The following is a 26,993-nucleotide window of genomic DNA, read 5'->3' on the forward strand; positions in this document are numbered from 1 at the left end:
TGAGGATAGGGTGGCGCATGCATTCGCGCGCGCGACTTTTGGACTCTCCCTAAAAACAATAATGTGTGGCTAAATCAGACGAGAGATGTCACATGGTCAAGCGGGTATATACTTTTAGGGAAGGCACCAAGGAGATGAAGGACCTCCTTGGTGGGAAGGGGGCAAACCTCTCAGAAATGACAAACCTAGGCCTCAAAGTCCCCCCTGGCTTCATTATTACTACGAACACATGCAACGATTTCCTCGAGGCAAAGGGGAAGTTTCCGGAGGGACTCTGGATGGAGACCCTCGAGCACGTGCTTCATCTACAGGAGAATACTGGAAAGCGCCTCAATGACTCTGAGAACCCTTTACTGGTCTCGGTGAGGAGCGGTGCCCCCATCTCAATGCCAGGGATGATGGATACTATCCTAAATTTAGGCCTCAACGACGGTGTTGCAAAAACCCTCGTCGAGCTTACTGGAGACGAGTGGTTCGTTTATGACTCCTACCGGAGGCTCATAACTATGTTCGGGAATGTTGTGATGAGAGCTGAGAGGGGAAATTTCGACGCAGTCCATGAACTCGAGAAAGAAAAAGAGGGCGTCAAGAATGACACCGACATAAGCATTAGGGGGCTTAAGCGCACAGTTGAGGGGATGAAGAAGGTCTACCAGAAAGTTGTAGGAAGTCCCTTCCCCACCGATCCTTATGAGCAGCTCAAGCTGGCCATTGCTGCAGTTTTCAACTCTTGGAACACTCCCAGGGCCATTACCTATCGCAAGGCGGAGGGCATCCCTGATGAGATAGGCACGGCCTGCAATGTGCAGACTATGGTCTTTGGGAATATGGGATGGGACTCGGGAAGCGGCGTCCTGTTCACCAGGGACCCCGGGAACGGAGAGAATGACCTGTTTGGGGAGTTCATCTTCAACGCCCAGGGAGAGGATGTCGTGGCTGGCATAAGAACCCCTATCAAGCTTGTTGATCTCAAACAAGAACATCCGCAGCACTATGAGGCTCTCAAAAACATCGCTGAGAAGCTGGAAGACCACTTCACTGACATGCAGGACGTGGAGTTCACAATTGAGAAGGGGGTCCTATACATCCTCCAGACCCGGACGGGTAAAAGGACGGCCCGGGCCCATATTAAAATCGCCGTGGACATGGCGAACGAAGGGATAATCGACAAGGAGACCGCGATTATGAGGATAACCCCCGATAACATAGACCAGATCCTTCATCCTCAGTTTGCTCCCTCCTCAAAGGAGGAGGCGAGGCAGAGGGGGGACCTTCTCACAGTGGGGCTCAGCGCATCCCCAGGGGCCGCAAGCGGGATGATCATATTCGATGCGGACAGGGCCGAAGAGAGTGGGAAGCAGGGAAATGCAGTCATCATGGTCCGTCCCGAGACAACACCCGACGACGTCAATGGGATGATCGTCTCCCAAGGATTTCTCACCCAGCACGGCGGGGGCACAAGCCATGCGGCGGTAGTCGCTAGGGGATGGGGAAAACCCTGCGTCGCGGGGGCCGAGGAAATCCGAATTAACACACACAACCGCCTTTTCACCGTGAAGGATAGGATATTCAAAGAGGGGGACATTATCAGCATCGACGGCGCCACGGGAGAAGTCTTTGCGGGGATCATTGAGACCATGATACCCCAATTTGAGGAGGAGGTAGAGCTCAGCTTGGCCTTGAAGTGGGCCGACGAAATCAGGAGACTCGGGGTCCAGGCTAACGCGGACACCCCAGAGGACGCAAGACGGGCTCGCCTATTCGGAGCTACTGGCATTGGCCTCGCGAGGACGGAGCACATGTTCTTCGACAAGGAGGGAGAGAAAGTTAGCCGGAGGGAGAACATCGTCAAGATGATTCTCCAATCTGATACCGCAGCTCCCATCCTCAGGAAGATCATTGACCTCGAGAACAGGCTGGAGGTCGACCCATGCAACAAGAATCTAGAGGCAGAGATCAAGGCGTACAAAGTCGACGCCGATGCTAACCCGGCTGTGCAGGAGTATCGGGCATCCCTAGAGACATTGCTTCCTTTTCAGAGGAAGGACTTTGAGGGGATCTTTGAGGAGATGGACGGTTACCCCGTCATCATCCGCCTCATTGACCCCCCAATGCATGAATTCTTGCCCCCTAGGGAGTCACTCATCGAAAAGGTCACCACACTCAGGTGCACCGGTGAGAACCCAGAGGAGCTCGCGGAGAGGGAGGCGATGCTCATGAAAGTGGAGAGTATGTGGGAGACCAACCCCATGCTGGGTCTCAGGGGGTGCCGCGCCGGGCTCATGTACCCCGGCCTCACAGAGATGCAGACCAGGGCCTTGTTCGAGGCCGCATGCAACAAGGCAAAGGAGGGATTCGACGTCCATCCCAAGGTGATGATACCTATCACCAGTCACGTCAACGAGCTCCAGATGGAGAGGGGGAAGCTTGAGAAAGAGGCAAAAAAGGTTATGGCGGAAAAGGGGATTAAGGTGGACTACATGTTCGGCACTATGATCGAGATACCCCGGGCCGCCCTCACCGCGGACAAGATCGCAAAATCAGCCGACTTTTTTAGCTTTGGAACCAATGACCTCACCCAAATGACCTACGGGCTCAGCAGGGACGATGCTGAGGGGAAGTTCCTCCTAAACTTTGTGGAAAGAGGCCTTCTCCCAGGGAACCCGTTTAAGCAGCTTGATTGGGACGGCGTCGGACAGCTAATGTCCATCTGCGTAGAGAAAGGGCGGGAGACCAAACCAGGTCTCGAGGTGGGGATCTGTGGCGAGCACGGGGGTGACCCCAGCAGCATCGAGTTCTGCCACATCGCTGGGCTCGACTACGTCTCCTGTAGCCCCTTTAGAGTGCCCGTAGCGCGGCTTGCTGCAGCCCAGTCAGAGCTGAAGCACAGAGGCGACTAGTAATTATTAGTTGGTCCGCATCTTCTTGTACGTGAATAATCTTGGGAAGAGATCCGTTGTCTACGGCGCGAGCTTCAGATTGAGGGATAAGCGCGCGAACCCAATTCTAAGGCAGATGGAACAAAACCGCCTAAAGCTTAGACGACTACGACGCCAGAGTCTAAACTTGAGGGTATATGATTAGAACTCAGGAAGAAAAATCTCGCTAACAGTAAGCGTATTACCTTCTTCAATGACCCTGACGGTCACAACATCGAAGTCCTGGAGAAGGATTAGTAGAGTACCTCGAATGGTATCAAGCGCTTATGACACATCTCCGACACCATCCGCTTGAATCCGTCATAATAGCTTGAATCTCCTTTCAGGGCCATCTCAAAGAGAGGCTGCAATTCGGGGTAGTGCTTCGATAGGGATTTCCGTATGTCAGGCATGTTTCCAGCTTTAATGTTCAACTTATCGATCAGGATCCGATTAACACAGCCTGCGAGCTCGTCTAGAAGGAGCTCTAGACCGTTCTCTGTGATGTAGGGAAGCACGGGCCCGATGAAGGCCCAAGTGGGGATACCCTCCTGGCTCAACTCTTTAAGGGCAGCCAGCCTTTTCTTGATAGGAGAGGATCCGGGCTCGAAGGCTCTTTTGGCAACGTCATTGAACGATGTAAGGGTAAAGCCTACCTCGATGGTATCGAAATTTCTGATAATGTCAAGATCTCTGAGGACGAGATCAGACTTGGTAAGGATGCTCACGGGAAACTGATGCTCGAGAAGGAGCTTGAGGCTGCCCCGGGTGAGTTCATACTTTTTCTCTAGGGGCTGATAGGGGTCTGTTACACTGCTGAGGAACACTAAACCATGCCTCCTCTTGGGTATTTCAGTTTTTAGCCGTTCTAGGGCATTTACCTTGGCGTCTACGAAGCTCCCCCATCTCTCCCCCTTGTGCCCCATCCTACTCATGAATCTGGCGTAGCAGTAGACGCATGCGTGGGCGCAACCAAGGTAGGGATTTAATGTGTAGTCTACGCCATCGATTCTACTACGTCCCATCAGGGTCTTGCATGTAACCTCTCCTTCACTAACCATAGGATAAGAGCTTCCTTGGAACTGCCAAGTATCAATCTCCAGTTTTCCCGACAACCTATATATAAACCAGGAGGGAAATTGAGGATGTCAACCGGCATAGAGTCCATATTGGAGAATAAATCGAATGAAGGTTATGGTTATATACGACAGCAAAACCGGGAACACCGAGAAGATGGCCAAGGCGGTAGCAGAGGGCGCAGGCTTTTGGGGCGCATCCGTCGAGTTAAAGAAGATCGGAGAGCCATTTCCCCTCTCGAGGCTGGAGGACTCAGACGGCACCTTTTTCGGAAGTCCATGTAACTACGCCAACGTGACCCCTGCGATGCGGAGCTTCCTAGAAAACCTGAAGGGAGCGGTCGATATCGGGAAGGTGAAGCTTAAGGGGAAAAAAGCCGCTGTCTTCGGGACATATGGATGGGACGGCGCCTGGGTGATGGAGCAGAAATTCAATGACTACGTTAGGGACCTCGGATACAAAGTTGAGCAAGACGCATGCGTAGAGGTGGGCACAGACCTCCAGTATCACCCTGATGTCCACCTAAGTGAATGCAGAGAATGGGCCAAAAAATTTACCGAGGCCCTTTAACCCTCCATTATTAATCCGCCAGAGCTCTTTTACCCGCTAGTTTATTGGCAGCCTATAAACTGAGTAAAAAAAACCAGGCTACCGTTTTTTCCCTGTGGTGGTGATATATACTACAAAATGGTTCTCGCCGTTGATGCCCAGAGTACGATTCAGCTCCGCGTCATAGAACGCTCCGATGGCGCAGGCCCCTCCCCCTATAGCCTCTGCCGCTAAATACAGATTCTGGCTGACGTGACCGGCGTCGAGGTGCAAGTACCTATAGCCTCTCTCCCCGTACCTCCAGTACATACGGTTCAGGTCCGCCGTGAAGATGAAGACTGCCGAACAGTTCTTCACAAACCTCTGCCTGAAGCAGCCCTCGGTGACACGATCCGCGATGTCTTCTTCTAGGTTTACTGCGGCGAGCTTATGCTCTGAAGCGAGGAACCTGTAGACGCCCTTAGCAAGGCCCTCCACGTTGTTCACGAGAAGAAATGTCTCAAAGGGGTGACGGGCTCCTGCGGAGGGGACCGTTCGAAGAGTAGCCGGCCGCGCCACGATGTCCTTGACACCTTGGCAGGCCCAGAGGAGCCATGACAACTCCTCGATGGTGAAGGCCTCTTCTGAGTAGTCCCTAACGCTCCGGCGCCCCTCTAACACATCTCTGAAGTCTACGTGTCCCAGGTCAAGCTTTTCGGGCCGCGGGAGGGCAACAACTACTTGCCCCTCCCCTAGAGGCAACTCGAGCGGGGGCTGGGGAAGCCCCTTTCTCTGGTCAGACTTCTCTAGGTGGCCATAACGGGTCTTCTTCATGAACTCCTTTCCGATGCCCCTCATGTATGATTCAGGTATCAATGGAGATGGTCCCAAGATATAACCTCAATATGTTTAAGGACGGGGCTCCCCCTCAATACGAAAGTCCAAGGAAGGGGGGATAGGATGAGGTCGGTGACAAATAACAGGAGACGAAGCTGGATGCCCATTGTGGGGTATCAAAGGCTTAGCCTCCGGGACTACCCCGGCCGCCTCTGTGCCAAAGCAATCATTCCAGGGTGCAACTTCAGGTGCCCCTATTGCACCCGCCAGGATCTCATCTTCGACTTTCTTGGAATGGACTGGGTCACCTTCAATGATATCCTGTCCCATCTATACAGGGTGAGGGGGTACCTCACCGGGTTCTGCATCGGTGGTGGAGAGCCCACCATCCACAATGGTCTCTTAGAGTTCGCATTCAAGGTCAAGTCCGTCGGGTACAAGATCAAGCTGGACACCAACGGCACCCGCCCCAGGAGGATCAAGAAGCTGCTAGAGGAGAAGGTCCTAGATCACGTCGCGTTAGACATCAAGGCCCCCCTGGATCGCTACAGGGAGGTAGTTCAGAACAAGGTGAATATCGAAGATGTGGAGAAGAGTATCCAACTCCTCCGAAGGGGGAATATTGACTACGAGTTTGGTACCACTGTAGTCCCCGGTCTCATTGAGGCCAGGGACATCGAGGAGATTGCCCAGACCCTAATAGGTTCTAGGAGGTTTGTCATCCGACAATTCAAGCCAGGGGGTTGCCTTGACCCAGAGTACGACTCCATCCGCCCTTTCAGGATAAATGAGCTCGAGAAGATGAGAGACCGGATCTCGCCTTATTTTGCAGAGGTAAGGATCGAGTTTTAAAACCCGCCCGGATCCTCGATAACCTCAGATAATTGTACATTATATGTCATTCAGAACAACTTAATGATCTCTCCTTTCAGTGATTTCAGAGAAGCCCTCTTTAGTGTGGCACGTTGGAAAGAGCTCCATCTGTTGGATCTTTTAGCCCTTGATTCTCCACCTATACAGACACAGCATCAGCAAATCTCAATAATTTCCTCAGGCGCTCTCTCATAGTTCAACAGTGACTATTCCGGATTTCAACGGTTTAGCTGGTCGAGACACATCACGAGGACAAAGGTTACCTCTAGGATAGTGTTGACGTAGTGCCCATGACCTGGGCCATCGTGCACATGCGCGCGACGCGGTGCAGAGGTAGATCTATGACTTTTTGCGGAGACCATCTCGAGATCGATTATAAGTTTCCTCTTTTCAACCGGAGCTCTCACGAATTCGAAGATTCGTGGTAAGCTGAATTAATCAGGGTGATCATATGGTCTAATAGAACAGCCCTCATAGAGAGGTCGCAGGAGAGCTCTTCAGTTATCGTCGAGGGTCTCCATGACTCTCCTCGCAGCCCAATCGACAAAGTCGTTACACATGTCAGTGCATTGCTCCTTAATCTCTTGGTAGCGGGCCTTACCCTCATCGGTCCGGCGGTCTATACCAAGTAGCTCCCTGCAGTTTACTGAGCCGAAGGTGTCCTCGAACTCCCTCAGGAGCTTTTGACTCATATCCCTTTGATGTGTCCGCTTACCCGTGAATTCTCCGAGGGTCTCGTCCCCTTCGGTCCCATAGATTAAACTGAGCGCAATTACCGCTCCAGTCACGGCCCCGCAGGCGCTCCCCCAGCCCCCTACCCCCCCACCGAGGGATGATGCTGTTTTCATGATGTTCGACTCAAAGCCTTTTAGCGGGTGCCTCTCATCCACCATGATAAGAACGCTCTCGCAACAGTTGAACCTCCTCCCATCCCTCACGATCATGGTAGGTTTCTCTCAGAAAGGGGTTAGAAAAGGTTTACGGGTAGAGCCTAGACAAAGCCAAGGAGGTCCAAAATAAGAGGGGTTAGACTAACCTCGAGCCCTGCGGCAAGTATCAGCAGGGGGATGACCTTCGTGATGAAGAGGGCAAAGGCTTTCCCGAACTCAATCCTTATGCTTCCATGGCCCCTCAGTCGATCAAGCAACGCATATCCTAGGCCCATCCCCGCCGCTGAGCTCAGGAGTATAGTAGAGAGCTCTATGATGCCGTGGGGGATTAGACCCGCCAAAATGAAGCTGAGGCTGTAATCTTGGGCGATATTGTATGAAAAGTGGCCTATGAAGAAGCCATTAAGCACCACAAAAAACAGAGGGGGAAGCCCCCCCATGATGCCAAGGACCATCCAAAGGAAGCTCTTAGTGATATTGTTGAAGACGATGAATGTGAATATTTGGATTATGTCAAATCCCTCAATGTCGGGGAGGGCTCCCATAATCTCCTCGAGGAACTCTGTGGAGATAGAGTCTCCGAGGTAAAAACCCGAGATTAGTGAGAATATGAAGCTGACTAGGCAGATCATGAAGAGGGGAGAGAGTGACCTGACGTAGGACGCCTGTTTCCCGAAGATGAGTCTCCGCAGTCCGAGGGGCCTTTCCCGACGTTGGGTGATGGCTAAGTCTCCCCTCCAAAAACCAACTTTTCCATGGCCGCTGTCACGTCCCTCTCGGTGACTGTCTTTCGACTATCGCCAGAGGCGTTGGCTATAGCGGCCTCAGCCAAGGTCGAACCATATTTTCCCAGCGCTCTACGGAGCTCCTCGGCTGCGCCCTCGCTCACCCTGAGATTGCCACGTTTTTTAAAGAGCCTCCGGATAGAGGCTAGGGTGAATTCTTCTGCCAAGGACATCACTTAGACTTATGAAGAGCACTGCCTATTTTAGCTTCTGCAAAAATGCTTCATCTTGTGTTTGTTGAGGCCGCTCTCGAGGCTGTTCCCCCCGGTATCATCGGCCATCCTTCAGTGAGGAGGAACGCTAAGAGGAGGAAGAAGCCCCCTGGGGAAACCCTCCTCAACAGGAGCCTCCACCACCCCGTGATGGACCGGATACCCGATGGCCATAAGCGGGGAAGACCAGATATTACAAACATCTGTCTCCTAGAGGCCCTCGGCTCTCCTCTTAATCGGGAGGGGCGCCTATCCACGTGGATCCACACCTTCGGGGGATACTCCATCAAGATTTCCCCTGAGGCTAGGCTGCCCTATGACTGCAATAGGTTCAACAGCCTCGTGGAGCAGCTTTTTGTGCATGGTAAGGTCCCTCCAGGAGATGAGGAGCCGTTGATGAAGCTCGCCAAGCAGGGACTTGAGAACCTCAAATCAGATATTTCCCCGACCCTGACGGTTGCCCTCACTAGCCACGGGGTGCCCTCGGATCTAGAAGATGTGGCATCGAGGCTTGCATCTGAGGAGGTCCCTGCCGTATTCATAGGGGCGTTCCCCCACGGATCCATGGCAAAGGAGACTCTGGCCCTCGCAGATGAGGCTTTTAGTATCTACCCTGAGTCCCTCCAGGCATGGGTAGTGACCTCTAGGCTCATCTACGGGTACGAGAAGGCGTCAGGCAAGACGGATTAGGCAGATCTACTATCAGGAAAATTATTTCATGAATCAAGTTCGAGGCTACACTTTCCTCTCTTTCTTCTTATAGAACTTGTAGAGTCTCGGGTCGACGTGAGACCAGTCGCGACTCTCTCCGAAGAGGTCATCTCGGTCCTTCTGGGAGGTGGGGATGGTCTCGAACTCGCAGCAGTTGTCCCCGGCTGTAAGGGCCTTGGTGTGGATCATCTTTTCATCCGGGTTTGCCCACATGATCTTCGCGGGGTCTATGAGGCAATACAGGCTTCCAATATCCATCTCACCATAATCCTTAACGATCTTCCCCAGCTCGCAGATGGGGGGGCCATTCTCCCTGCGCTCCCAAAAGCCGTACTTGGGAAGCCCCTGGTGGCCCGCCTCGGTCCTCTCAGCGACTCTTCGGGCGTACTCCTTGATTGCGTCCATTATAAGCTGTTTTCCTTTCTCCCACCCAAACTCATCCACTAGAACTCGCCCAAATGCCAAGTGAAGGAGGGCAAGCCTCTGGGTCACCACCTTGACCTCGTTCTCCGCCTCGCTGAGGTAAACCATCTCTTCGGTAGCTTTGGTCATTAGAACACCGATCTTTATCCAAAGTCCCCGGGATTTAAATCAAATGCCAGATTTTCCCAAAGTAAAATGTGCTGTGACCAGTTAATAGCTGGAAAAATCGATGAACCGGATTAGTAGTCTATTTGTTTTTGATTAGGCAAACGCGCGGTCGAGTATCTTGGACCAGCAGTCGGCATTGTACCCCTCAAGGAACCTCTGGCCACTGTTTCATACACCGACATGATACACCTCTTCGCCTAGTCGAACTCGAGGCAGTTCTTTTCCCATAGAGACAGGGGTTACAGTCACCGATACGAGCGCACGTGCTTGGCCAAATATTTACCGGGGTGCACGAATGATTGATATACGATGGTTCAAGAAAATTTATCGACCGCACATGGAGTTCAGCGACGTCAAGATTACAGTGATCAAGAAGCTCGAGACAGATGAAATATTCAAAGAGTACGCCAATGAGGAGGCTAAGCCTTCATGCAGCGCCGTAAGGCTTGGGGACGAGTTCATCTCAAGAAACATGGGAGCTCCCGAGGGGTTTTGCAGCTGGGCTTGGACGGACATTCAGAGGGACGTGGTGCATCTCGCTCTAGGAGGCGAGTTCCCCTGGATGAAGAAGGAGGGGACTATGGTATCCTGCTGTACCGACGGCTTGAGGCCGGTCCTCTACAAGCTTGAAAGAATTTGACCCGGGTAGTAGGAAATCTCTACCGACAATTTTCAGCCTTCCTTTAACAGGTTTTCTTGGGGATTCGCGTGCCATATCAAGGGTAAACAAAGCAGTCTTCTATTCTAAGGACTTTAAGACCTTCAAATTAATGGTTAATATGGTCTTCTTTGGGTTCTACCAGCTGGTGACTTGGATCGGTACGGGTTATGCATCAGCAACTGCATTTGATCCTGGGAAGGGATACTGGGCCCTTGTGCTCTCTGAAACAAATATCCAGCTTCCACCCACCTGATCTTCAATTCACACAAAATGTGTATGTGTTTGTTTGTATGTAGATAGGGCTATAGAGATAGATGGATAGGTAGTTGGGTTTGGGTTTGGGGCCTAAATTTTATCCCCCCCACACACACATAACGGAGGACGACGGGGTGCACGAACTACCGCTCATGCTGCGAGTCTCATGCTTGTCTCAGAATGATGATGGTACCGGGGTATAACGTTTAACGCCTAAGAGATAACCTGAACATAAATCAGGCACAACCGTAGAATTATTAAATAAGAGCCAAAATTAATGGTTGATAAATATGGCTAATGACCGTGCACTCGGTTGGATAATCTTCCTGGGAAGCCTCGCAGGGTACGTGGTCTATTTCTGGTTGCTATTCATGTCGCAGTGGAAGTTGCTGACACTCCAGGTCTCCAACATTATCATGGTCGGGATGTTTCATCTCATCCTTGCGTGGGTCGGTTACACCCTTGCTACAAAGCCGCGCGCGCGCGAGCGGCTAATTAAATGGCTCCAAAACCTTTCTAAGTTTTAGTGGTTCTAGGGGCCGCCCTTGTCATAGACAATTACCGCTTACAGGGTCGCCTTTTCAAGTGGCAAGACATCAACAATCATGAGACCATCGCGCTTTGGCTGGCTCTCTAATGGGGAAATGGACACCAGAGAGAGCCCGCGCCCTAGTATGTAACAAGGACGGGACTTTCAAATCGTGAAAGGGAGGCCGCAAGAAGGCCGACCTTTCCAAAAGGAGACCCCAGCCCACTTTAAAGTAAAACGTTCAATAATTCACACTTAACACCAAATGTGTATGTGTTTGTAGATAGGGATAGATAGAGATAGGTGTGTGTGGGGCCTAAATTTTATCTCCAACCTCGTGAGACTTTAGAGGCATGGTTCTATTCATCAGCGATCAGGATATCGCAAGGATCGAGGTCACCCCAGAGGAGGTCATCCAGGCCGTTGAAGGGGTCTATAACCAGGATGGCCGGGGCCTAGCGTACGATACTCCAAGGCATGAGGCTCGGATTAAAGGAAAGAATCTTCCCCATATCGCCCCGGGAACAACGAGCGTGGGGCAGGGGATGGCCTATCTCGAGGAGACGGGAGTGGTGGTGCTTTCCCATTCCTTCCACTTCGACCAGAATTGGTACTGTAACCACCTCGTCGACCCCAAGGACGGTAGCATAATCGCGATCATCAAGAGGAGCAGATCTCCTCTAGGCGAGAGGACGAGAGGCGTAAAAACGGGAAACCTTAGGACCGGGGCCGCCGCAGCCATTGGGGCGAAGTATTTGGCTCGGAAACACATAGACGAGGTAGGAGTAATTGGGACAGGCAGGATAGGCGGAGCCTCTCTCCTCTGCCTATCGAAAGTGAGGGATTTTGACAGGGTTTACGTCCACTCCGGTCGGAGCAGGGATAAGGTTTTCGCCTCTGATATAGGGAGGATGCTGGGGGTCGACGTAACCGCAGCGAAGACAGTGGAGCAGGTCGTGACTAGTGCGGACGTCCTGATAACGGCCACATATGCCACAGAGCCCATCGTCAAAGGAGAGTGGCTAAGGGCGGGGGTTCATATTTCAGGCATGGGAGCCGACGGCCCCATGAAGGCAGAGCTAGATGCCGAGGCTGTCAGGAGGGCTGACAAGATTGTCATCGACGGGGAAAAGTGCCTCAAGATCAAGGAGATCGCCGATCCCATTCGGCAGGGGATAATACGCTTAGACGATATCTACGGCAGGATCGGGGAGGTGGTCGCAGGGATGAAGCCGGGGAGAGAGGGTGACTCCGAGATCACCTTCTTCGAGAGCGATGGCACCCATATGCAGTCCGCCGGTGTCGCATACCTCCTCTACGAGAAGGTTAAGGAGGCAGGCCTTGGAGTAGAGAAGGATGACCAAAAGTCATTCTCTCTTAACTTATAACCAGCCTATTCGCCGAATAAACGAAAATTACAGCCTCGAACTATTATCATCCATAGCAGGCCCCGACTTCGGATCATATCAAGCCCCAGTTCGGAAACGCGCGCGCTGAGTGCCGACTCTTCATCAGCTTCCTTTTTTTCGTTCTTACCCTCAGAAGCACCGATATTAGTGAACATATTCATAATTAGGAGGACCAAACGGTCTTTTCCCGGATTGGAGAAACTATGAAAGAGGTTGGGGGGCACCGTGATGATGCTCCCAGAGCTTACGGTCACTGGATCATGTATTCCTTCAACCCTGCAGACCCCTGATATGACGACTACAACGTGCTCCCGATCGTGGGTATGGTTTGTGGTGTGCCCCCCCGGCTCCATCCGGAAAATGCGGGAGGAGAATCCCTTCAGGTCGGTTCTCTTGAGCACCGCCCAGATGGAGTTGACTCCGTTGAAACCCTCATTGGTTTCCGTAATCCCTGGCTCCTCTGAGAGCTTCCTGATTTTAATGCTCATATTAGTCTCTGGGAAACTTTATTCGCCCTTCAACATAAGGCTGATCGGTAAGAATGGTTGAGTTTAGGGGTGGGGGACAAACGGATGGTATTATTATGAGTGAGAGGGCCCCTTTTACTATAGTAAGAAAGGGATGCTAATCGCTTACACTAAGGTCTTCGACACCACAGAGATAAACATCACGTTCTACCACTATCCTACCCCCAAGATAGTGGAGGGCTGGTACAGGAGCGCCCACCGGGGTTTATCTATGCTCTCAAGCTCCCAGGGGTCATCACCCACGACAAATGGCTCGATCTAAACAAGGGGGTCGAGCTAGATATTAACTTCAACTCTGGGGACCGGGTCGAGGCTAGGGTCCGGCGATACTCCATAGAGATCGACAGGAACTCGAAGACGGGGACTCATGACTGTGATAACTGGAGGAAAGAGGCTGAGAGAAAGAGGATATGCAAGCACATCGCGAAATTTCTGCTGAGCCTCACTGAGAGCCAAGCCCCGGAGCTCCTCACGTTGATGTGGGTGAACAGGGAGATCTGGCGGGCCATCGTAGCATATTGATGCCTTTACTTGACCTCTATCTTAAGCTTACTGAGGGCGACCTGGATTTTTTTCTTCTGATGACTTTTAAGACCCTTGTCAAGGACAGCATGATTGACACCGTCAAGGGTCTTGTCCTGCATCTGGGAGATGAGCTCCGGCGATAGGAGGTCGATGGCATACTTTGCAGCGATGTGACCGAAGGCGGTCTCCTCCTCTAGGACGCTGAAGGTGGGGCAATAATGACCCCCGCCGAAGCCTATAGCCACGGGAACTTTCCCTTTGGTGTTTATTCCCTCGAGGACCGCCTCCACTAGATAGTGGGCTGACCCTGGGTCCTTCCATTGTTGCTTGCGGCTTCCTAGCTCGGCGAAGAACATTGGGGTCTTAAACTGGGTGGGGCTGTGGTGAGTAGCCTCCATGGAGACTTTGAATCCCTTCGGAGGGTTCTCAGAGAGCTCCAAGTAAATGTCCCGCATAGGGTTCGCGAGAGTGGGTTGGAGCTCCCGGGTCCTGCCTCCGTACATTGCCTTCCCAAAGTTCCCAGTGGGATGAACGGTGAAACTGGGCTGCCCGCTTTTGGCCCAGTGCCTTGAGGCGATAATGATATAGTCAAGTCCGTAAGTCTCAGCAAATCCGTCGAAGTCTGTGGGGTAGGGGTTAGGCTCCGGGGGGACTTTGTATCTTTCCTCAGGGACGATTAGGGGCTCTACCACGAGCATATATGTATCGCCCATACTGAGAACTGAAGCGTCCTCGGTCTCCGAGAACCCCAGCTCCCTAAATATGTTGAGCATGTTCGCCCCCGCGGGATCGGAGGGTGATAACGCGATTCCAATATTCCCCATTTCAGCACCTCATAGACTGTTATTAGGGAGGGGCGGCCGCTGATATCTTTTAGGTTAGAGTGGGGAAGCAGGGACACCTGGGGATTCCGGAGAAAGAAGACTTCAATATTCCTAATTCATTATTTTTATAGAAGTGGCCCGGGTATGTTATCTGTCCACTGGTGAGTGCTTATGGGACGGGTAAAGAAAGGGACCACATGTAGCGTCGACCCCTGTAAAGGTAGCGCCGTGAGATCGGTGAATGGGTCCAAGGCAAAGTCCATGCGTCTTAATGTGGAGGGGAAGCGGGCTTATCTTTGCAGGGAGCACTATAAAGAGTTTAAAAAGGGGAGTAAAAAAGACCGGCAGATTGAGAAGTGGCGTCAAGGCGTCCCCTAACCCACAAACTTTGGCCTACTCTGGACGCTTATGGGCAATGGAACCGGCCTGTAAGGCTTGCCTTTCACCTGTTTCTTGATCACAGAGGCCAAGTCCTTCAAAGACATGCTGTGGAGCTTTCCATCCGATCTCATTCTGACGGGGACCTCCTCGGAGCCTACCTCCTTCTCGCCCAGAACGACTATATAGGGTATCCACTCCTTTTCAGCGTCTCTGATCTTTTTCTGAACCCTTTCGGGCCTGTCATCGTAGTCTGCCCTGATCTTGTTCCGAGCCATCTTCTTGGCATATTTTTTTGCGAGGCCTATGTGGGCCTCTGAGACAGGTATCATCCGGATTTGGGTGGGCGCCAGCCAGAGAGGTAGGGAGGGCCTAATCCCCTTCCGCATTCCCATATGAGCCTTTTCCAGGAGGGCGTAGATATCCCTCTCGATTGCCCCGCTGGGGCTGCAGTGGAGAACTAGAGGGTGCTTCTCCCGGCCATCTTTATCCATATAACTGATCCCGTAACGCTTTCCGTTCTCTACGTCGAATTGGTCTGTGGCTAAGGCCGATGCCTTTCCTAGGGCGTCAATGAAGTTGAGATCATATTTTAGGACGAAGTAGAATGATCGCTCCTTCCAAAGCTCCAGAAGCGCTGGTTTCCCAAACTTCCTCACAAGGGATTGGACAAATCGCTTGTTCTTCTTCCAAAACTCCTCAGTCATCCTAAGGCCCATCTCGAACTCGTCCTTTCCGAAGCCTATGCCCGTGAGGGTGTCCTCCACAAGCTTATACCGGCGCATGAACTCTTTTTTCCCCTGCTTCAGATCCCTGCAGAGGGCGTGAACATCAGGCATAGTGAACGCCCTGAGTCTCCTGAGCCCCGCGAGTTCTCCCCTCTGCTCCTTACGGAAGCTGTACCGGGTGAGCTCGTAGATTCTGAGGGGGAGATTTCTGTAGCTGATGACGGCGTCATGGGCCATTAGGAACTGACCGAAGCATGCGGCGAACCTAAGGAAGTACCTGGCGTCATCATGCTCAATGGTATATTGGCGGGCTGGGAACCTATTCAGATACTTGGCGAGGGTGGGATGGTTCATGTCGTACATGATGGGAGTCTCAACGGCCATGCCTCCATAGTCCAGGATTTTTTCTGTGACGAACTCTTCTAGCAGAGCCTTGACCATCCTTCCCTTTGGGTAGTACCTCATGTTCCCAGGGTCGGAAGCTGGCTCGTAGTCCACCAGCTCCAGGCTCTTCATTAAGCCCACGTGGGGGGGATCCTGGGTTACCGATCTGTCTTTATCCACTTCGTAGCCTGAGAACGTCTTCAGGTTCTTGTGTCCTTTAAAATCAAACTCGTCCAATGTGACGAGGTCCCCCTCAAGTGTTAATATATGCCATTGGGATTTTAGACTCTCCTCGGCCTTGAGGGCCTCGGAGACGACTTCCTGCTTCTCACTCATACTTTTTCACCTGTCTCACATCGTATTTAGGTATGGCTAGTACCGCAGACTAGACATCTAGAACAGGCTGCCATTTGTAAGGTTGCCGAGAACATAAAGATTGTAGACTCGAGTTGGTCAGGGTCTTATGACCTGTGCTGATTGGCGGGAGTTCACTGTAGTCCGCTCCGGCCAATCCTGATCAGGCCATCCTTTTCAATCTTTATACAATTCTGGGATTAGGAACTAATCTTGCCCTTTCTACAACGTAGCTGCCCCTAACCCCATCCCATTCATTTCGCGCCTTGACTATCTCGAGTCTCTTCCTGAACCATGGGGCATCCACTACAAGGGTCTCCAACTCCCCTCCCTCTCCGCAGACATCGAAGCCGTAGCGCAGACCCAGCTCCTTAAGCTCAACGGCCGAATCCCAGTCCAAAACCCTACCTAGCCATCGCATATCAAGCCCCATTGCCGCTACTGTTGTCACCACGACCTTCATTCCCTCCTTGATAACCTCATCCAAGAGCTCTGGGCTGGGCCTCCCCCACAAAGGAGAGACGTGGGCAAGACCGAGTTCATTACATATAGCGTCAACCCGTTCCTTTTGATAGCTCGATGCGATAGCTCCGGTGACGATTCCGTCGATATCCAAGACTCCAAGGGCCTGCTTTAGGTCCTGGAGCTCCTTCTCCTTCTCGCCTCCAGATTCAACAGTAACCAGCTTGAGTTCCTGGGCCTCTGCTAGGAGGGGCACGAGATGTAAGTTCACGGTGTGGAACATCCAGCTGTCATCTCGTCTCGGATTAATAGTGACAAGGTACGCTAGCTCCCCCTCCTGGGAGGCGAGAAAGGTGGCATAGACGCTATCCTTGCCTCCGGAGAATAGCGATGCTAGGCGCATGATTACGGATGGTCTCCGTTGCGCCTATAAGAGTTGATCTCCTAGGCCTGTAGATGGATCGGAGGTGTCGACCGTTACCTGTTAATCATTGTGCGATTGAACTCCTTCACCTCGAGCCTATTTAGTCCCTACATCCGGACTAGGTCCAAGTTGTTTAATTTAGTGATTCATGTTGATAGTCACTATCATTCATCCTCATTTAATCATATACTTTCATATGACGATATTAATTATTTGGGGGGGGACCTAATCCCAAATTCTATCGATTGTGATAGATAAGAGAGAATTTATTATACGAATGGGACTTTGTTCTGGAGCATTCGGTATGGGAGAGGAATGGTTTTACGAATCGAGGCGTGGCAGAAAGACAAGCCTCAGCTGGATACCCTTTTTTATAATCGCCCTTGTGGTCATCAACGGCATAGTAATATCATTCTACGTCGGTAAGGCCAACAAAAAAGTGACTAGGCTCGAGGTGGATCTTGATGCCCTCGAGTTCCAACTAAACTCAGCCACCTACGAGATCGCGAGGCTCAGAGACTCAATCTCCATAGAGAACCAGGTGAACGCCTCTCGGAACCTAGGGCTTACACTGATCTATAACAACACCAGAAACTCAGTGGTCCTCATAGGGGTAAGCAGACCGGAGGGGAACGGCCAAGGATCGGGGTTCGTTTATGACATGGAGGGGAGAATAATAACTAACAACCACGTCGTTGAGGACGCCGATGAGATCCAAGTCACATTCCTTGACGGGACCATAGTGGATGCCACGTTGGTGGGCACCGATCAATACTCTGATATGGCGGTGATCGATATCGACGTTCCTGAGTCTCTCTTGTTCCCCGTAACTTTTGCCCCCTCTTCGGAACTTTTGGTGGGTGAGCAGGTGATTGCGCTAGGTAACCCCTTCGGGCTTGAGAACACCATGACCCAGGGAATCGTGAGTGCGACTGGCCGCCAAATGGGGGCCCCAGGACGCTATGCAATAATAGACGTGATCCAGACGGACGCTGCAATCAACCCGGGAAACAGCGGGGGCCCCCTTCTGAACTCAGTGGGGAGTGTAGTTGGGATGAACACGGCCATCCTTAGCGAGACCGAGCAGTTCTCAGGGATAGGCTTCGCGATCCCCTCCGATACAATCCTCCGGGAAATCCCCCTTATTATCGAGGAAGGGGGATTCGACCATGCCTATATGGGCATCACCGGGACTGATCTCATGCCAGAAATCAAGGATCTCATGGGATTTGACGAAACCATCAAAGGCGTCCTCGTCACTGACCTCATTGAAGGGGGGCCTGCAGACACCTCTGGTCTTAGGGGGGGCACACATGAGGTGTCCCTCGACGGGTTCTTGGTAAGTATCGGGGGGGACGTAATCATTGGTATTGAGAACACACCAGTCAGAAACTTCTATGACTTGATAGTGATCCTTGAGCGTAACTATAGACCAAACGAAGTGATCACTCTCACAGTAATCAGAGATAATGAGATGATCGAGATAGATCTAGAGCTCGGGACAAGGCCCCATTCCTGATTAGTCCCCTAATCGAGGAACTGCCTCTCGCATTCGATCCATTTTATCCCAGTGACATTCTGTTCGATCTGCTAAATTCCCCTGTAAGTTCCATCGTCGTCCTTAATGGCAAAATATCCGATGTACAAGAATCCGCCCGGTAGCTTATCTATAAATCTGCCACCTCTCTGATTGCGTTCTTGAATTTTTTCACTATCTTCTGAAGGATGCAGACGCTCACGTCCGTACCCTACAAATTATTAGGGGAGGCTAGATATCTCGCCTGGAAAGATCTGATCCTTCTTCCGGAGGTAGTGCATCTCAAGCTCTGAGAGGCGGGAGACTAGATCCACTAGAGGCTTTTTGTGTGTTGTGACTGCCTCTTATTATGGACACCGCCCTAAATTACGCCCTCGTACTTTGAAGAGTTGGTGGAGAGAATCTCAATAAAGTGGGATGGTCCGTGAGTAGGTGTTCTAGTATATCTAGCGTGAACTGGTTAGTCGTTAAAGGCGGCCTCTAACTCCCTGAGCCGATTCCTAAGTGAGACTGTGGAGATCCCAGCTGCATCGGCCAGCTTTTTTTGGGTCATCTTTATCTTCAGGGGTTTGGACGCCATGTAAAGGGCTGCAGTGGCCATGGACCGAGGGTCCTTTCCGATGAGGAGTTTTTTATCGCCCGCTCGCTGGAGGATCTCAATGGTCTTTTTCTCGGTTTCGAGATCTATACCAAGGGATGCGGCTATCCTAGGCACGAACTTCATAGGGGTGTCCACGGGCATCCTCAGCTTTAGGGATCTCACGAGGAGCCTGTATGTCCTTGAGATGTCCTTCACGGAACGCCCACTCACTTCAGATACGTTGGCTAGTGACTGGGGGACCTTAGACTCCCTGCAAGCAGCGTAGATAGCTGCCGTGACGAAGTCTGATATGGTACGCCCCCTGATGAGGTCTTCCTTGAGGGCCCTCCTGTATATGAAGAGGGCCTTGTCCTTTATCCCCCGGGGAAGGTGGAGCCTGTCCGTATACCTTTCCGCCTCGACAGTCGCCTGATTGAGGTTGCGGACCTTGTTGTCATCAGACTTTGTTCTGAAATCAAACCTTCGGAGCCTCTTCCACTTTTGGAGCTGCTCGGGCGGGAGCCTGGATCCATTTGCGTCCCTGCCTTCTCTGAATCGGGTGTACATCCCCCCTTCGAAGGCAGAATAGGGGGTCGGGGTCGCCCTCTCCCTTGAGGAACTCTCGCCAAGAGTGAATGCCCGCCATTCAGGACCAAGGTCAACGATGTCGTCAGAGCGTACCAAACCACATTTGGTGCAGACGGTCTCCCCGTTAACCCCATCGTGAATCAACTCTGAGCCATCGCAGACGTTGCACGATGGTTGTTGGTGTATTACCTCCATGATCTCATCTCCTCTGATTTCCATTCTGTGGATTCATACTTATCTCCCTGTTCCAGAGTCAGTTCCTCTAGATCTGGATTGCTTTGCTTCAGAGCGCGTCTGTAGCCGTGATTCTCGGGTGGGCGTTCGATTTGGTCCATCGTTTCTGGTTTCACCATTATAAAGATGGATCCACCTCTGTCTAGGTGGAGGAAGAACTCCTCAAAATCTATGCTGCTCGCCTCCCTAAAAGTTACGTCATCGTCTTCGGAGCCGAGATACAGGAGGGAAAGGTTCGTGTCAGCCCAGGTTACCGTGGGCCATAGCCGCTCCTTTCCCTTAATTACTAGGGTCTTCATAGGCTTACACACCTCCTTCATACTACGTTTAGGATAATCTTAAATATGTAACAAATGTTTGTTCATAATGTTTGTAACATTAGTTCGTACATATATTGAAATTACTGACTATCAGTTGGAGATAATGAGAATATGGCACTAAATAGCCTCAGCGAGAAGCTCATAAACTTCGGCTTCACAAAAGAGGAAGCGGAGGTATACGTCTTCCTCTCCTCCATGGGTCCCTCTCCTGCCAGAGTGGTCTCCCGGAGATTCGACGTCAACAGAATGAGGGCGTACCGTACACTAAAGTCCCTAGAGGACAAGGGGCTAGTGGAGAGGGTTATTGGGAGACCAATGCGTTTCGTAGCAAATCCCCTCCAAGAGGCCCTGGGCAGGTACATCGATGGGTTCCGAGAGAGACTCACCCTCCTCGAGGCCCGAGAGGAGGAAATTGTAGAGGACTGGACCCGGATCTCTGAGGCAACCAGCAAACAGGCGGAAGAGCCCCGGTTCAGGATCTTCGAGGGGAGGCAGCAGATCTATGAGCTCCTAATCCAGATGTTCGAGAGAGCCAGAGGCGAGGTCTGCATTGTGACCACAAAGAGGGACCTCTACCGCCTCTCCCTCATGGGTATCGACGATAGGCTCAGGGCGGCCCACAACGAGGGCATCAGCGTGAGAGTGCTCACCCAGGTGGAGGGCCCAGATTTCGCCGAGATGGAGTCTTTTAGAGACTTTGCCAATATTCGCCACGTCCCTCTCCCGACCCCAGTACGGTTTGTGACCATTGACGAGAGGGAGACACTGACGACCACGTCTATGGAGGACACCATGAGCCTTACCACCCATGAAGATGCAGGGCTTTGGACCAACGCACCAAGCTATAACTCAGCGATGAAGATCTTCTTTGACGCCCTATGGAAACTAGCCACTAAGGCCAGCGTAATTATGGAGGCATTCCAGACAGGGATAACCCCCCAGGAGATCAAGACTGATCAGGACTTCCAGGAAACCTTCCTATCAATGATAACCAAGAGCAGAAAATCTGTGAATATTATGACGAGTAAGATCAGCGATCTTCCCTTCACTATGGAGGAGATAAAAGGGGACATCGGGGAGAGGGCTGATGTTAGGATCATAACTCACTTGGATTTGGACGGTCTCAGGGATACAGACGAGTTCTTCAAGGAGGCGGACGTCAAGCATAGCCTAAGCCCCTTCGACCTCCAGCTCCTTCTTGTCGACGAGAAAGAGGCACTTATGAATATCCCATCATTACAAAGGCTAGATAGGGCGGTTTGGTCGAACTTGGATCCCTATGTCGATACGTTGATGAGAGTCTTCGAAGACTATTGGACCCAGGGGGAGCCCGCTGATAACATCATATCGAGGCTAACCTCTCAGAGAGATTACCTAAAGAACCTGAACGAGGTAAAAACGGCTATGGAATTGACGGGATGGCAAGTCAAGTCCGCGGGAGTATTGAACGGTCAATCAGGCGTCGAACATACGTTCAACCTTTTAGCATCTAATCCTAGGGATCCTGAGCATGTACTGGCCATAGATGTCCTCCTCGAAGATACAGCGTTCAACCACATTATCCGACTTGGCGCGAGGAAAATGGATCTAAAGCCCCAGACCCTAATACTTGTATCCCGCAAAAGATTCGGGAAACAGGAGGCGGAGTTGGCTCAGCTATACGGTATCGAGCTGGTTTACAACGAGAACGCTGAAAATCTTGCTAAACAGATAACGCGCACGCTATGGCCAAAAGTCCTTCGGTAATTATGTGGAAGAAAGCATGAATCTGGGTGGGCTGTTAATCAGGAACTACAATCACTCTAAATCAAAAATCGCGCGCGAGAAAATCCCTTCACCCTGCGTTTAGGAAAAACGCTTCAAAGGGACCATTGTCTTCTTTACAATGAATAATTACCTCCGACCCCACGAGACCATGGAGGCTCTGCTAGAATCGCTGCCATTCATTGACACTATACTAATTGCATTAGTTTCGGATGTCTCGGGTGTTGAGCATGATATCTTTACTTTCCACGGGTTAGCTGATAATAGTCTTAATGTTTTCTGGATTAGACCTACGGGGGTCGCTAAGATAGATCTCATGATGGTATCCCCTCATCCTGTATCCCTCATTCATGATGAACTCTTGGAGTCTCATAATGGTGGGGTTTTCTTCATTGTAAGGGCTCCTGTGCATGATTTGGGCGCAAAGCCCCTCATGGAAAATCTCCAAGACGGCAAGGTCAATGGTTGACCCCCTCTTCTCCCTGACCTCAGACCGGACCTCCTTTAACATCCCCATATTTACAAAGTCGGGCTGCCTGATCATGGACTTCCAGTACCACGAAATAAACTGTAATATTGTACCTCTTTGGTGTAATTGCATCTAGGACTAAATAGAAAGGGAAGTGCCCAATCATTTAAGCGCGCGCAAGGTTTTTCTTAGTTTCTACGTTGCCTACGTTCCCTGTAGCAATAAGGACAACCAGTACCACGTGTCCTGCTTTTTACCATTGCTTCCCATTCATGCCCTCGGCTGCATCTCCACCAGACCTTCTTACCACTTCCTGGAGTAACCTGAGCTGGCGTCAAATCCCCATTCTTGATTGGATGCCATTCCTTGGCTAGCTCAGGGTTTCTGTCTGCCAGGCTTCCGACTCTTCTCCTTGATGTATCCGTTATGGAGCATCCATTCCATGTTCTCGTCTGATTTTTCCTTAGGAGTATAGCCATACAGATCCTTGGATCGTTTGATGACAATATCGGTGGTACTGTTCTTCCCTTATTCAGAATTCAGACTCTTTATCGCGACTGTATCCTAGAAACGTTACTGATAAATAAGGCGCAAGTCTCCAGCACGTACAAGAGCGGGGCATGCGGGAATGAACGAAAGCATCTTGGCACCCTGCGCTGAACACCGTGCGAGGCTTCAATAATGAATGATAGAAAAGGTTTGATTCTGAGTTACCGAAGAGGAGAGCATGCCCAGTATACCAATCAATGCCTGATGAGAGTCATAGATTCAGGGCAGTCAGATGCGAATCGGATGGTTGGACTGAGGGTAGGATGGCCTCTTAGTGAACCAAAGATATATGGAAAGATCGTTGGCACCCACGGTAAGAAAGGAGTTTTGAGGGTCAAATTCAAGAAAGGTCTTCCTGGGCAAGCCTTAGGCACTCATGTCAAGATCGTTAAATGAGATTAAAACGTGGACAAGACTGTCCGTATGCCCCTCATTGACTATAATGAGTCGCATGAATAGTTGATCAGAGTTGACAAAGAACCCTGACTTTTCAGATTAGAGACCCTTTGTCCATGAAATTATTAAAAGAAGGGAAATGTCCGTGGTAGCTCTATCAAGGCTTAGTGCTACAATATACCTTACAATATCAACAATTATCGGTGACATTATGAATAATAAACAGGATTTAACAAACGGTCTGGACTAGGTGGTTGAGGAGTAACTCTTCCCCCTATTTTTGTTCAATCTGTTGAACCTTATGACCTATTGGACTGTTCAATTCTAAGCCAAATATCTCGCGAACGAGACTATCAGAGATTTGATAATGAGTTAAAAACATGAACGTAGACCTCGCCCCAGGTTCCCCCTTGCCGATGATAGTGAGAAAATTCCCATGTGGGATCTCGACGAGCTCGGGTTTCTTTTTCGCTGAGTAGAACGGCCTCAACTTTTTCTTGAGGTCGAGCTTTTCCATAGTCTAATCTCTTGAATTTTACTAATTAAAACTGTGCACATGATATTTCTAGTTTCACTGAGACATACCACATGCGATGTCTTCGATAGGGAATGCATTAATGTCACTAAACAGAACAAGAGTGACCTGGATAGAGTTATCCACACTCGCGTGGGTGTCGGCTACGAGGACTGACCATCTGCGTGGATGGTTTTCAAAGCGAGCCTCGTCGATGACAAGGAAGCGTTTTTATTCATGCTCAGGGAACCCTGAAATAGTCTATTTTTTCTCCAATAGCCTTCAGGTTGGATAGATATTCATATAAATGTGCTGGGATTCTATCGCAGGTGGCGGGTGAGTGGGGCCTCCCACCCGTTCCGCCATATAAATCCCGGAGAAGGGAGGCAAAAATGGAGATAAACACGAAGGACGTAACTCTGGTGGCCATCTTCGCGGCTCTTTATGCCGTGCTAGGAGTGGTCTTCGCACCTATCGGTTTCCTAGCACTACAGTTCAGGATCGCGGGGATTATCAGGCCGGCCGTAGCTAAGAAGCCTATCCTCATCGTTGGTTACACTATCGGGGTGTTCATCACGAATCTTTTCAGCCCTTTCACGGGCTTCCTCGAACTTGTCTTCATGCCGTTGATGAGCCTCGTGGCTGGGCTCGCAGGATACTATGCTGCTAAATTTTTCGGAAAGAGCTACATGGTTGCTGGGGCCGTCATCGCAGTTATCATACCTATCAGCGTTAGCTGGATGCTAAACCAGCTCTTCGAGCTCCCGATTGTTGCAACGCTGCCAGGGCTCATTGTGAGCGAGCAGATAGTGAACGGCCTCGGGTCAATCCTCTTCATGGCAGTAGCTTCTAGATACAGGTGGTACGAAGGATAAAGTGCGTCGTAGTCTTCAGCGGAGGCCCCGACTCGGCTAGCGCGGCATACTGGGCGAAGGATAAGGGATTTGATGTTCACCTTATCACTTTCGACTACGGTCAGATCGCTAAGATCGAGATCGAACACGCGAGGAGGATAGCCCAGGAAATGGGCGTGACCCATAAGGTGGTAGACCTCTCCGCCCTCGAAAGGGTTTACTTAGGCATTACATCTCTGGTGGACACTGGCATCCAGATGACCCAGGAGTTCAGCGCTCCCATAATCGTCCCATTCAGGAATGGCGTGTTTCTCGCCGTGACCGTTGCGTACGCGGCTTCCGTCGGGGTGGACACGATCCTGTACGGGGCTCATGGTTCCGATGAGGAAAACTACCCGGACTGCCGGAGAGAGTTTTACAAGGCCTTTGAGGCTACTGCGAGACTGGGCACCGAGACGCAAATCACAATTGATGCCCCCTTCAGCAACATAACCAAGGCGGAAATGCTCAAGCGGGGATTAGGGCTAGGGGTCCCTCTCCATCTCACCTGGTCTTGCTACAGGAACGGACCCATCCACTGCGGGACCTGCGAGTCGTGCAACAATAGAAGGAAGGCCTTCAGGGAGGCTGGGATCCAAGATCCCACGGAATACAAGACCTGAACCTAAAATCCTTGAAAAGAGAGACTCTTTCATTTAACCGGTGTCCACGTTGAACGTCCAGCTTCTCAGGTTATACGGCTGGTTTCCCGAGACACCGGGGGAATGATCTACCGGGAGGTTCACATCGCATTCTTTGTGACCCTTCTGGTATCGGTGATGAACATCACCATCATATTCATCAGGAGAGGTTACAGGGAGCTGGGAGCCCCGGGGATCGTTGCGAGTTCGCTTGCCCTCACAGTCTAGACCCTGAGTTGGGACGGTATCGCGATCCCGGAAGCGTTCTCCGCGGCCTCAAGTGGGGGCTGGTTCATTGTCACGGGTGTCTGGATAACGAGGTACATAGAAAAAGGCCGGTTGACAACCTCACCTTCTACACTTTCGACAAGCACACCTTCAACCGCGACCCAATGTGGTTGAGTCCCTAGTTCACAGACAAGGCATTTATTGACTCACCCAAAGGAAGCGCGGCAGGATAATGGGGCTAGGTTTGTGTCTAGAGACTGGGCTGCCGTGGGACACATCGCGCGCGGGAAGGACTCCTTGATGCATTGTAACAACTGGAGATCCTTTTGGGGTTCAGATCCACCAATCGATATGTTCGCACGTTGGGAGGGACTTTTCCCCTGTATTTCCTGCTAGAATTCAGGCTAATACGTTATCCGGAACTTTTTGGATTAGCCGGTTGAAAGTTGTTGTGTTAATGTTCCTACTCGTGATGACTAGCACCACTTTCTTATTCTTCAGTTCGATCTTCCCCGCCAGCAAAGCGGCAAGTCCCACAGAGGATGCGGGTTCGGCCATCACCTGCTCATCCTGCTGGATGGCAACCATGGCCTCAATGATCTCCCGATCGTCTACAAGGAATGTGTTGTCCAAGGTGCGCTTGCAGATCTCGAAGGGAAGTCGTCCGAAGCCCCCGAGGAGGCCACTCGCGATGCTCACGTCGATGTCCAGGGTCTCATAGCACTTGTCCTCTCTGAGAGACTTGTAGGCTCCCGGGGCCGCGGTCGGCTCGACACCATATATCTTAGTTTCGTCTGAGAGGGTCTTTACGGCGGTTGAGATGCCTGAGATGAGCCCTCCCCCACCCACAGGGACGATTACGGCGTCCGCCTCGGGGAGGTCTTCAATGATCTCGAGGCCTATGGTACCCTGTCCTGCAATGACCTTGGGATCGGCGTGGCTGTGGATGAATGTCATGTTGTTTTCTCTGGTGTATTGCATGGACTCCTCATAGGCCTCCTGAAATCCTTGGCCATGGTATACGAGGTCGGGGCCCCAAAAGAGGGCCCTTCTCACCTTAGCGGGATCAGCATTTTCGGGGACGTATATCCTGGTGGGGCGGATGCTAAATAGATTCGCGGCGTAGGCTATTGCCAGGGCGTGGTTTCCGCTGGAGGCGGTAACGAGGCCCCTGCTCCTCTCCTCTTGGGTGAGGGAGGAGGTGGCGTTGAGTGCGCCCCGTACCTTGAAGCATCCACATCGCTGCCAGCATTCCATCTTGAGATAGATCTGGTTCCCCGTCCTCTCGCTGAGGGCGTGGGAGTGGATCAGGGGAGTCCTGTAAACAAGACTTGATATTCGGTGACGCGCCTTTAAGATCTCCCCGGGGTCAAAGACTTCTTCAAGATTAAGAGGCAT

33 protein-coding genes are annotated in these 26,993 nt (G+C 51.4%); 15 read left to right on the plus strand and 18 right to left on the minus strand.

Annotation, left to right across the window (positions count from 1 at the left end):
- Positions 1 to 92 precede the first annotated feature (92 nt).
- Complete coding sequence (locus tag QGG23_00845; GenBank protein ID MDP6047983.1) at positions 93 to 2,900, plus strand: pyruvate, phosphate dikinase; 2,808 nt, start codon at positions 93 to 95, stop codon at positions 2,898 to 2,900.
- A 272-nt stretch (positions 2,901 to 3,172) separates the two neighbouring features.
- Here the strand turns inward: QGG23_00845 and QGG23_00850 are convergent, their stop codons facing one another.
- Positions 3,173 to 4,033: a radical SAM protein gene (locus QGG23_00850; GenBank protein MDP6047984.1), complete on the minus strand. Its 861-nt coding sequence runs from the start codon at positions 4,031 to 4,033 to the stop codon at positions 3,173 to 3,175.
- Positions 4,034 to 4,103: 70 nt separating this feature from the next.
- Between QGG23_00850 and QGG23_00855 the strand changes: the two genes are divergently transcribed.
- On the plus strand, positions 4,104 to 4,565 hold the full coding sequence (locus QGG23_00855; GenBank protein ID MDP6047985.1) for a flavodoxin domain-containing protein: 462 nt from the start codon (positions 4,104 to 4,106) through the stop codon (positions 4,563 to 4,565).
- Between the two features lie 78 nt (positions 4,566 to 4,643).
- Here QGG23_00855 and QGG23_00860 read toward each other — a convergent pair whose 3' ends face one another.
- Positions 4,644 to 5,381 (minus strand): SagB/ThcOx family dehydrogenase, encoded by a 738-nt coding sequence (locus tag QGG23_00860; GenBank protein ID MDP6047986.1) that lies wholly within the window; start codon positions 5,379 to 5,381, stop codon positions 4,644 to 4,646.
- A 102-nt stretch (positions 5,382 to 5,483) separates the two neighbouring features.
- Between QGG23_00860 and QGG23_00865 the strand changes: the two genes are divergently transcribed.
- Positions 5,484 to 6,212: an anaerobic ribonucleoside-triphosphate reductase activating protein gene (locus QGG23_00865; protein ID MDP6047987.1), complete on the plus strand. Its 729-nt coding sequence runs from the start codon at positions 5,484 to 5,486 to the stop codon at positions 6,210 to 6,212.
- Positions 6,213 to 6,451: 239 nt separating this feature from the next.
- Here QGG23_00865 and QGG23_00870 read toward each other — a convergent pair whose 3' ends face one another.
- From QGG23_00870 to QGG23_00885, 4 genes are all read right to left on the minus strand, one after another.
- Complete coding sequence (locus tag QGG23_00870; protein ID MDP6047988.1) at positions 6,452 to 6,640, minus strand: hypothetical protein; 189 nt, start codon at positions 6,638 to 6,640, stop codon at positions 6,452 to 6,454.
- A gap of 90 nt (positions 6,641 to 6,730) precedes the next feature.
- Positions 6,731 to 7,177, minus strand: a complete 447-nt coding sequence (locus QGG23_00875; GenBank protein ID MDP6047989.1) for a C-GCAxxG-C-C family protein — start codon at positions 7,175 to 7,177, stop codon at positions 6,731 to 6,733.
- A 47-nt stretch (positions 7,178 to 7,224) separates the two neighbouring features.
- Positions 7,225 to 7,755: a stage II sporulation protein M gene (locus QGG23_00880; GenBank protein MDP6047990.1), complete on the minus strand. Its 531-nt coding sequence runs from the start codon at positions 7,753 to 7,755 to the stop codon at positions 7,225 to 7,227.
- Between the two features lie 92 nt (positions 7,756 to 7,847).
- Positions 7,848 to 8,075 (minus strand): NFYB/HAP3 family transcription factor subunit, encoded by a 228-nt coding sequence (locus QGG23_00885; protein MDP6047991.1) that lies wholly within the window; start codon positions 8,073 to 8,075, stop codon positions 7,848 to 7,850.
- Positions 8,076 to 8,126: 51 nt separating this feature from the next.
- On the opposite strand from QGG23_00885, the gene QGG23_00890 reads away from it, so the two are divergent.
- On the plus strand, positions 8,127 to 8,810 hold the full coding sequence (locus tag QGG23_00890) for a 16S rRNA methyltransferase (GenBank protein MDP6047992.1): 684 nt from the start codon (positions 8,127 to 8,129) through the stop codon (positions 8,808 to 8,810).
- A 45-nt stretch (positions 8,811 to 8,855) separates the two neighbouring features.
- On the opposite strand, the gene QGG23_00895 is transcribed toward QGG23_00890, so the two are convergent.
- On the minus strand, positions 8,856 to 9,383 hold the full coding sequence (locus tag QGG23_00895) for a hypothetical protein (GenBank protein ID MDP6047993.1): 528 nt from the start codon (positions 9,381 to 9,383) through the stop codon (positions 8,856 to 8,858).
- Positions 9,384 to 9,717: 334 nt separating this feature from the next.
- Between QGG23_00895 and QGG23_00900 the strand changes: the two genes are divergently transcribed.
- From QGG23_00900 to QGG23_00910, 3 genes are all read left to right on the plus strand, one after another.
- Positions 9,718 to 10,062, plus strand: a complete 345-nt coding sequence (locus QGG23_00900) for a TIGR04076 family protein (GenBank protein MDP6047994.1) — start codon at positions 9,718 to 9,720, stop codon at positions 10,060 to 10,062.
- 130 nt (positions 10,063 to 10,192) lie between these two features.
- On the plus strand, positions 10,193 to 10,336 hold the full coding sequence (locus QGG23_00905; GenBank protein MDP6047995.1) for a hypothetical protein: 144 nt from the start codon (positions 10,193 to 10,195) through the stop codon (positions 10,334 to 10,336).
- Positions 10,337 to 11,220: 884 nt separating this feature from the next.
- Entirely contained in the window at positions 11,221 to 12,255 is a 1,035-nt protein-coding gene (locus QGG23_00910; GenBank protein ID MDP6047996.1) for an ornithine cyclodeaminase family protein, read from the plus strand.
- Between the two features lie 5 nt (positions 12,256 to 12,260).
- On the opposite strand, the gene QGG23_00915 is transcribed toward QGG23_00910, so the two are convergent.
- Complete coding sequence (locus QGG23_00915; GenBank protein MDP6047997.1) at positions 12,261 to 12,764, minus strand: cupin domain-containing protein; 504 nt, start codon at positions 12,762 to 12,764, stop codon at positions 12,261 to 12,263.
- A 133-nt stretch (positions 12,765 to 12,897) separates the two neighbouring features.
- Between QGG23_00915 and QGG23_00920 the strand changes: the two genes are divergently transcribed.
- A complete protein-coding gene (locus QGG23_00920; protein MDP6047998.1) occupies positions 12,898 to 13,065 on the plus strand; it encodes a DUF72 domain-containing protein in 168 nt (55 codons plus the stop codon).
- Positions 13,066 to 13,330: 265 nt separating this feature from the next.
- On the opposite strand, the gene QGG23_00925 is transcribed toward QGG23_00920, so the two are convergent.
- The gene (locus QGG23_00925) at positions 13,331 to 14,152 is read right to left on the minus strand and encodes a D-aminoacyl-tRNA deacylase (protein ID MDP6047999.1); all 822 of its coding nucleotides are present in this window, start codon (positions 14,150 to 14,152) and stop codon (positions 13,331 to 13,333) included.
- Positions 14,153 to 14,323: 171 nt separating this feature from the next.
- Between QGG23_00925 and QGG23_00930 the strand changes: the two genes are divergently transcribed.
- Positions 14,324 to 14,530 carry a hypothetical protein gene (locus QGG23_00930; GenBank protein ID MDP6048000.1) on the plus strand — a complete coding sequence of 69 codons (207 nt, stop codon included), beginning with the start codon at positions 14,324 to 14,326 and terminating at the stop codon, positions 14,528 to 14,530.
- Here the strand turns inward: QGG23_00930 and QGG23_00935 are convergent.
- On the minus strand, positions 14,527 to 15,978 hold the full coding sequence (locus QGG23_00935; GenBank protein ID MDP6048001.1) for a threonine--tRNA ligase: 1,452 nt from the start codon (positions 15,976 to 15,978) through the stop codon (positions 14,527 to 14,529). The two genes, QGG23_00930 and QGG23_00935, sit on opposite strands and share 4 nt — an antisense overlap.
- 202 nt (positions 15,979 to 16,180) lie before the next feature.
- Positions 16,181 to 16,861, minus strand: coding sequence for a diphthine--ammonia ligase (locus QGG23_00940; GenBank protein MDP6048002.1), 681 nt, complete (start codon positions 16,859 to 16,861; stop codon positions 16,181 to 16,183).
- A 325-nt stretch (positions 16,862 to 17,186) separates the two neighbouring features.
- Between QGG23_00940 and QGG23_00945 the strand changes: the two genes are divergently transcribed.
- Positions 17,187 to 18,401: a trypsin-like peptidase domain-containing protein gene (locus QGG23_00945; GenBank protein MDP6048003.1), complete on the plus strand. Its 1,215-nt coding sequence runs from the start codon at positions 17,187 to 17,189 to the stop codon at positions 18,399 to 18,401.
- A gap of 478 nt (positions 18,402 to 18,879) precedes the next feature.
- On the opposite strand, the gene QGG23_00950 is transcribed toward QGG23_00945, so the two are convergent.
- On the minus strand, positions 18,880 to 19,782 hold the full coding sequence (locus QGG23_00950; protein ID MDP6048004.1) for a TFIIB-type zinc ribbon-containing protein: 903 nt from the start codon (positions 19,780 to 19,782) through the stop codon (positions 18,880 to 18,882).
- Positions 19,773 to 20,120 (minus strand): hypothetical protein, encoded by a 348-nt coding sequence (locus tag QGG23_00955; GenBank protein MDP6048005.1) that lies wholly within the window; start codon positions 20,118 to 20,120, stop codon positions 19,773 to 19,775. Before QGG23_00955 ends, QGG23_00950 begins: the two co-directional genes overlap by 10 nt.
- Before the next feature lie 132 nt (positions 20,121 to 20,252).
- Here QGG23_00955 and QGG23_00960 point away from each other — a divergent pair, with 132 nt between their 5' ends.
- A complete protein-coding gene (locus QGG23_00960) occupies positions 20,253 to 21,887 on the plus strand; it encodes a helix-turn-helix domain-containing protein (GenBank protein ID MDP6048006.1) in 1,635 nt (544 codons plus the stop codon).
- A gap of 271 nt (positions 21,888 to 22,158) precedes the next feature.
- On the opposite strand, the gene QGG23_00965 is transcribed toward QGG23_00960, so the two are convergent.
- Both QGG23_00965 and QGG23_00970 read right to left on the minus strand, forming a co-directional pair.
- The gene (locus tag QGG23_00965) at positions 22,159 to 22,506 is read right to left on the minus strand and encodes a GyrI-like domain-containing protein (protein MDP6048007.1); all 348 of its coding nucleotides are present in this window, start codon (positions 22,504 to 22,506) and stop codon (positions 22,159 to 22,161) included.
- A 56-nt stretch (positions 22,507 to 22,562) separates the two neighbouring features.
- The gene (locus QGG23_00970) at positions 22,563 to 22,853 is read right to left on the minus strand and encodes a zinc-ribbon domain-containing protein (GenBank protein MDP6048008.1); all 291 of its coding nucleotides are present in this window, start codon (positions 22,851 to 22,853) and stop codon (positions 22,563 to 22,565) included.
- A 202-nt stretch (positions 22,854 to 23,055) separates the two neighbouring features.
- On the opposite strand from QGG23_00970, the gene QGG23_00975 reads away from it, so the two are divergent.
- A complete protein-coding gene (locus tag QGG23_00975) occupies positions 23,056 to 23,319 on the plus strand; it encodes a 50S ribosomal protein L35ae (GenBank protein MDP6048009.1) in 264 nt (87 codons plus the stop codon).
- Between the two features lie 274 nt (positions 23,320 to 23,593).
- Here the strand turns inward: QGG23_00975 and QGG23_00980 are convergent, their stop codons facing one another.
- Positions 23,594 to 23,836 (minus strand): hypothetical protein, encoded by a 243-nt coding sequence (locus QGG23_00980; GenBank protein ID MDP6048010.1) that lies wholly within the window; start codon positions 23,834 to 23,836, stop codon positions 23,594 to 23,596.
- Between the two features lie 389 nt (positions 23,837 to 24,225).
- On the opposite strand from QGG23_00980, the gene QGG23_00985 reads away from it, so the two are divergent.
- From QGG23_00985 to QGG23_00995, 3 genes are all read left to right on the plus strand, one after another.
- A complete protein-coding gene (locus tag QGG23_00985; GenBank protein MDP6048011.1) occupies positions 24,226 to 24,708 on the plus strand; it encodes a QueT transporter family protein in 483 nt (160 codons plus the stop codon).
- Positions 24,693 to 25,349, plus strand: coding sequence for a 7-cyano-7-deazaguanine synthase QueC (gene queC / locus QGG23_00990; protein ID MDP6048012.1), 657 nt, complete (start codon positions 24,693 to 24,695; stop codon positions 25,347 to 25,349). The genes QGG23_00985 and queC overlap by 16 nt, the downstream gene beginning before the upstream one ends.
- A gap of 102 nt (positions 25,350 to 25,451) precedes the next feature.
- A complete protein-coding gene (locus QGG23_00995; GenBank protein ID MDP6048013.1) occupies positions 25,452 to 25,595 on the plus strand; it encodes a hypothetical protein in 144 nt (47 codons plus the stop codon).
- Here QGG23_00995 and QGG23_01000 read toward each other — a convergent pair.
- Both QGG23_01000 and QGG23_01005 read right to left on the minus strand, forming a co-directional pair.
- Entirely contained in the window at positions 25,592 to 25,741 is a 150-nt protein-coding gene (locus QGG23_01000; GenBank protein MDP6048014.1) for a hypothetical protein, read from the minus strand. The genes QGG23_00995 and QGG23_01000 overlap by 4 nt on opposite strands.
- Before the next feature lie 253 nt (positions 25,742 to 25,994).
- Positions 25,995 to 26,993: a threonine/serine dehydratase gene (locus QGG23_01005; GenBank protein MDP6048015.1), complete on the minus strand. Its 999-nt coding sequence runs from the start codon at positions 26,991 to 26,993 to the stop codon at positions 25,995 to 25,997.

Source organism: Candidatus Bathyarchaeota archaeon (assembly GCA_030739585.1).
GTDB lineage: Archaea > Thermoproteota > Bathyarchaeia > TCS64 > TCS64.

Bases quoted from the DNA above. Each gene is read 5' to 3' on its own strand.
- QGG23_00845 (MDP6047983.1), top strand. From the start codon at position 93: ATGGTCAAGCGGGTATATACTTTTAGGGAAGGCACCAAGGAGATGAAG.
- QGG23_00855 (MDP6047985.1), top strand. From the start codon at position 4,104: ATGAAGGTTATGGTTATATACGACAGCAAAACCGGGAACACCGAGAAG.
- QGG23_00860 (MDP6047986.1), bottom strand. From the start codon at position 5,381: ATGAGGGGCATCGGAAAGGAGTTCATGAAGAAGACCCGTTATGGCCAC.
- QGG23_00865 (MDP6047987.1), top strand. From the start codon at position 5,484: ATGAGGTCGGTGACAAATAACAGGAGACGAAGCTGGATGCCCATTGTG.
- QGG23_00875 (MDP6047989.1), bottom strand. From the start codon at position 7,177: ATGATCGTGAGGGATGGGAGGAGGTTCAACTGTTGCGAGAGCGTTCTT.
- QGG23_00880 (MDP6047990.1), bottom strand. From the start codon at position 7,755: ATGATCTGCCTAGTCAGCTTCATATTCTCACTAATCTCGGGTTTTTAC.
- QGG23_00890 (MDP6047992.1), top strand. From the start codon at position 8,127: ATGCTTCATCTTGTGTTTGTTGAGGCCGCTCTCGAGGCTGTTCCCCCC.
- QGG23_00895 (MDP6047993.1), bottom strand. From the start codon at position 9,383: ATGACCAAAGCTACCGAAGAGATGGTTTACCTCAGCGAGGCGGAGAAC.
- QGG23_00900 (MDP6047994.1), top strand. From the start codon at position 9,718: ATGATTGATATACGATGGTTCAAGAAAATTTATCGACCGCACATGGAG.
- QGG23_00905 (MDP6047995.1), top strand. From the start codon at position 10,193: ATGGTTAATATGGTCTTCTTTGGGTTCTACCAGCTGGTGACTTGGATC.
- QGG23_00910 (MDP6047996.1), top strand. From the start codon at position 11,221: ATGGTTCTATTCATCAGCGATCAGGATATCGCAAGGATCGAGGTCACC.
- QGG23_00915 (MDP6047997.1), bottom strand. From the start codon at position 12,764: ATGAGCATTAAAATCAGGAAGCTCTCAGAGGAGCCAGGGATTACGGAA.
- QGG23_00920 (MDP6047998.1), top strand. From the start codon at position 12,898: ATGCTAATCGCTTACACTAAGGTCTTCGACACCACAGAGATAAACATC.
- QGG23_00925 (MDP6047999.1), bottom strand. From the start codon at position 14,152: ATGGGGAATATTGGAATCGCGTTATCACCCTCCGATCCCGCGGGGGCG.
- QGG23_00930 (MDP6048000.1), top strand. From the start codon at position 14,324: ATGGGACGGGTAAAGAAAGGGACCACATGTAGCGTCGACCCCTGTAAA.
- QGG23_00935 (MDP6048001.1), bottom strand. From the start codon at position 15,978: ATGAGTGAGAAGCAGGAAGTCGTCTCCGAGGCCCTCAAGGCCGAGGAG.
- QGG23_00940 (MDP6048002.1), bottom strand. From the start codon at position 16,861: ATGCGCCTAGCATCGCTATTCTCCGGAGGCAAGGATAGCGTCTATGCC.
- QGG23_00945 (MDP6048003.1), top strand. From the start codon at position 17,187: ATGGGAGAGGAATGGTTTTACGAATCGAGGCGTGGCAGAAAGACAAGC.
- QGG23_00950 (MDP6048004.1), bottom strand. From the start codon at position 19,782: ATGGAGGTAATACACCAACAACCATCGTGCAACGTCTGCGATGGCTCA.
- QGG23_00955 (MDP6048005.1), bottom strand. From the start codon at position 20,120: ATGAAGACCCTAGTAATTAAGGGAAAGGAGCGGCTATGGCCCACGGTA.
- QGG23_00960 (MDP6048006.1), top strand. From the start codon at position 20,253: ATGGCACTAAATAGCCTCAGCGAGAAGCTCATAAACTTCGGCTTCACA.
- QGG23_00965 (MDP6048007.1), bottom strand. From the start codon at position 22,506: ATGCAATTACACCAAAGAGGTACAATATTACAGTTTATTTCGTGGTAC.
- QGG23_00970 (MDP6048008.1), bottom strand. From the start codon at position 22,853: ATGGCTATACTCCTAAGGAAAAATCAGACGAGAACATGGAATGGATGC.
- QGG23_00975 (MDP6048009.1), top strand. From the start codon at position 23,056: ATGAATGATAGAAAAGGTTTGATTCTGAGTTACCGAAGAGGAGAGCAT.
- QGG23_00980 (MDP6048010.1), bottom strand. From the start codon at position 23,836: ATGGAAAAGCTCGACCTCAAGAAAAAGTTGAGGCCGTTCTACTCAGCG.
- QGG23_00985 (MDP6048011.1), top strand. From the start codon at position 24,226: ATGGAGATAAACACGAAGGACGTAACTCTGGTGGCCATCTTCGCGGCT.
- QGG23_00995 (MDP6048013.1), top strand. From the start codon at position 25,452: ATGATCTACCGGGAGGTTCACATCGCATTCTTTGTGACCCTTCTGGTA.
- QGG23_01005 (MDP6048015.1), bottom strand. From the start codon at position 26,993: ATGCCTCTTAATCTTGAAGAAGTCTTTGACCCCGGGGAGATCTTAAAG.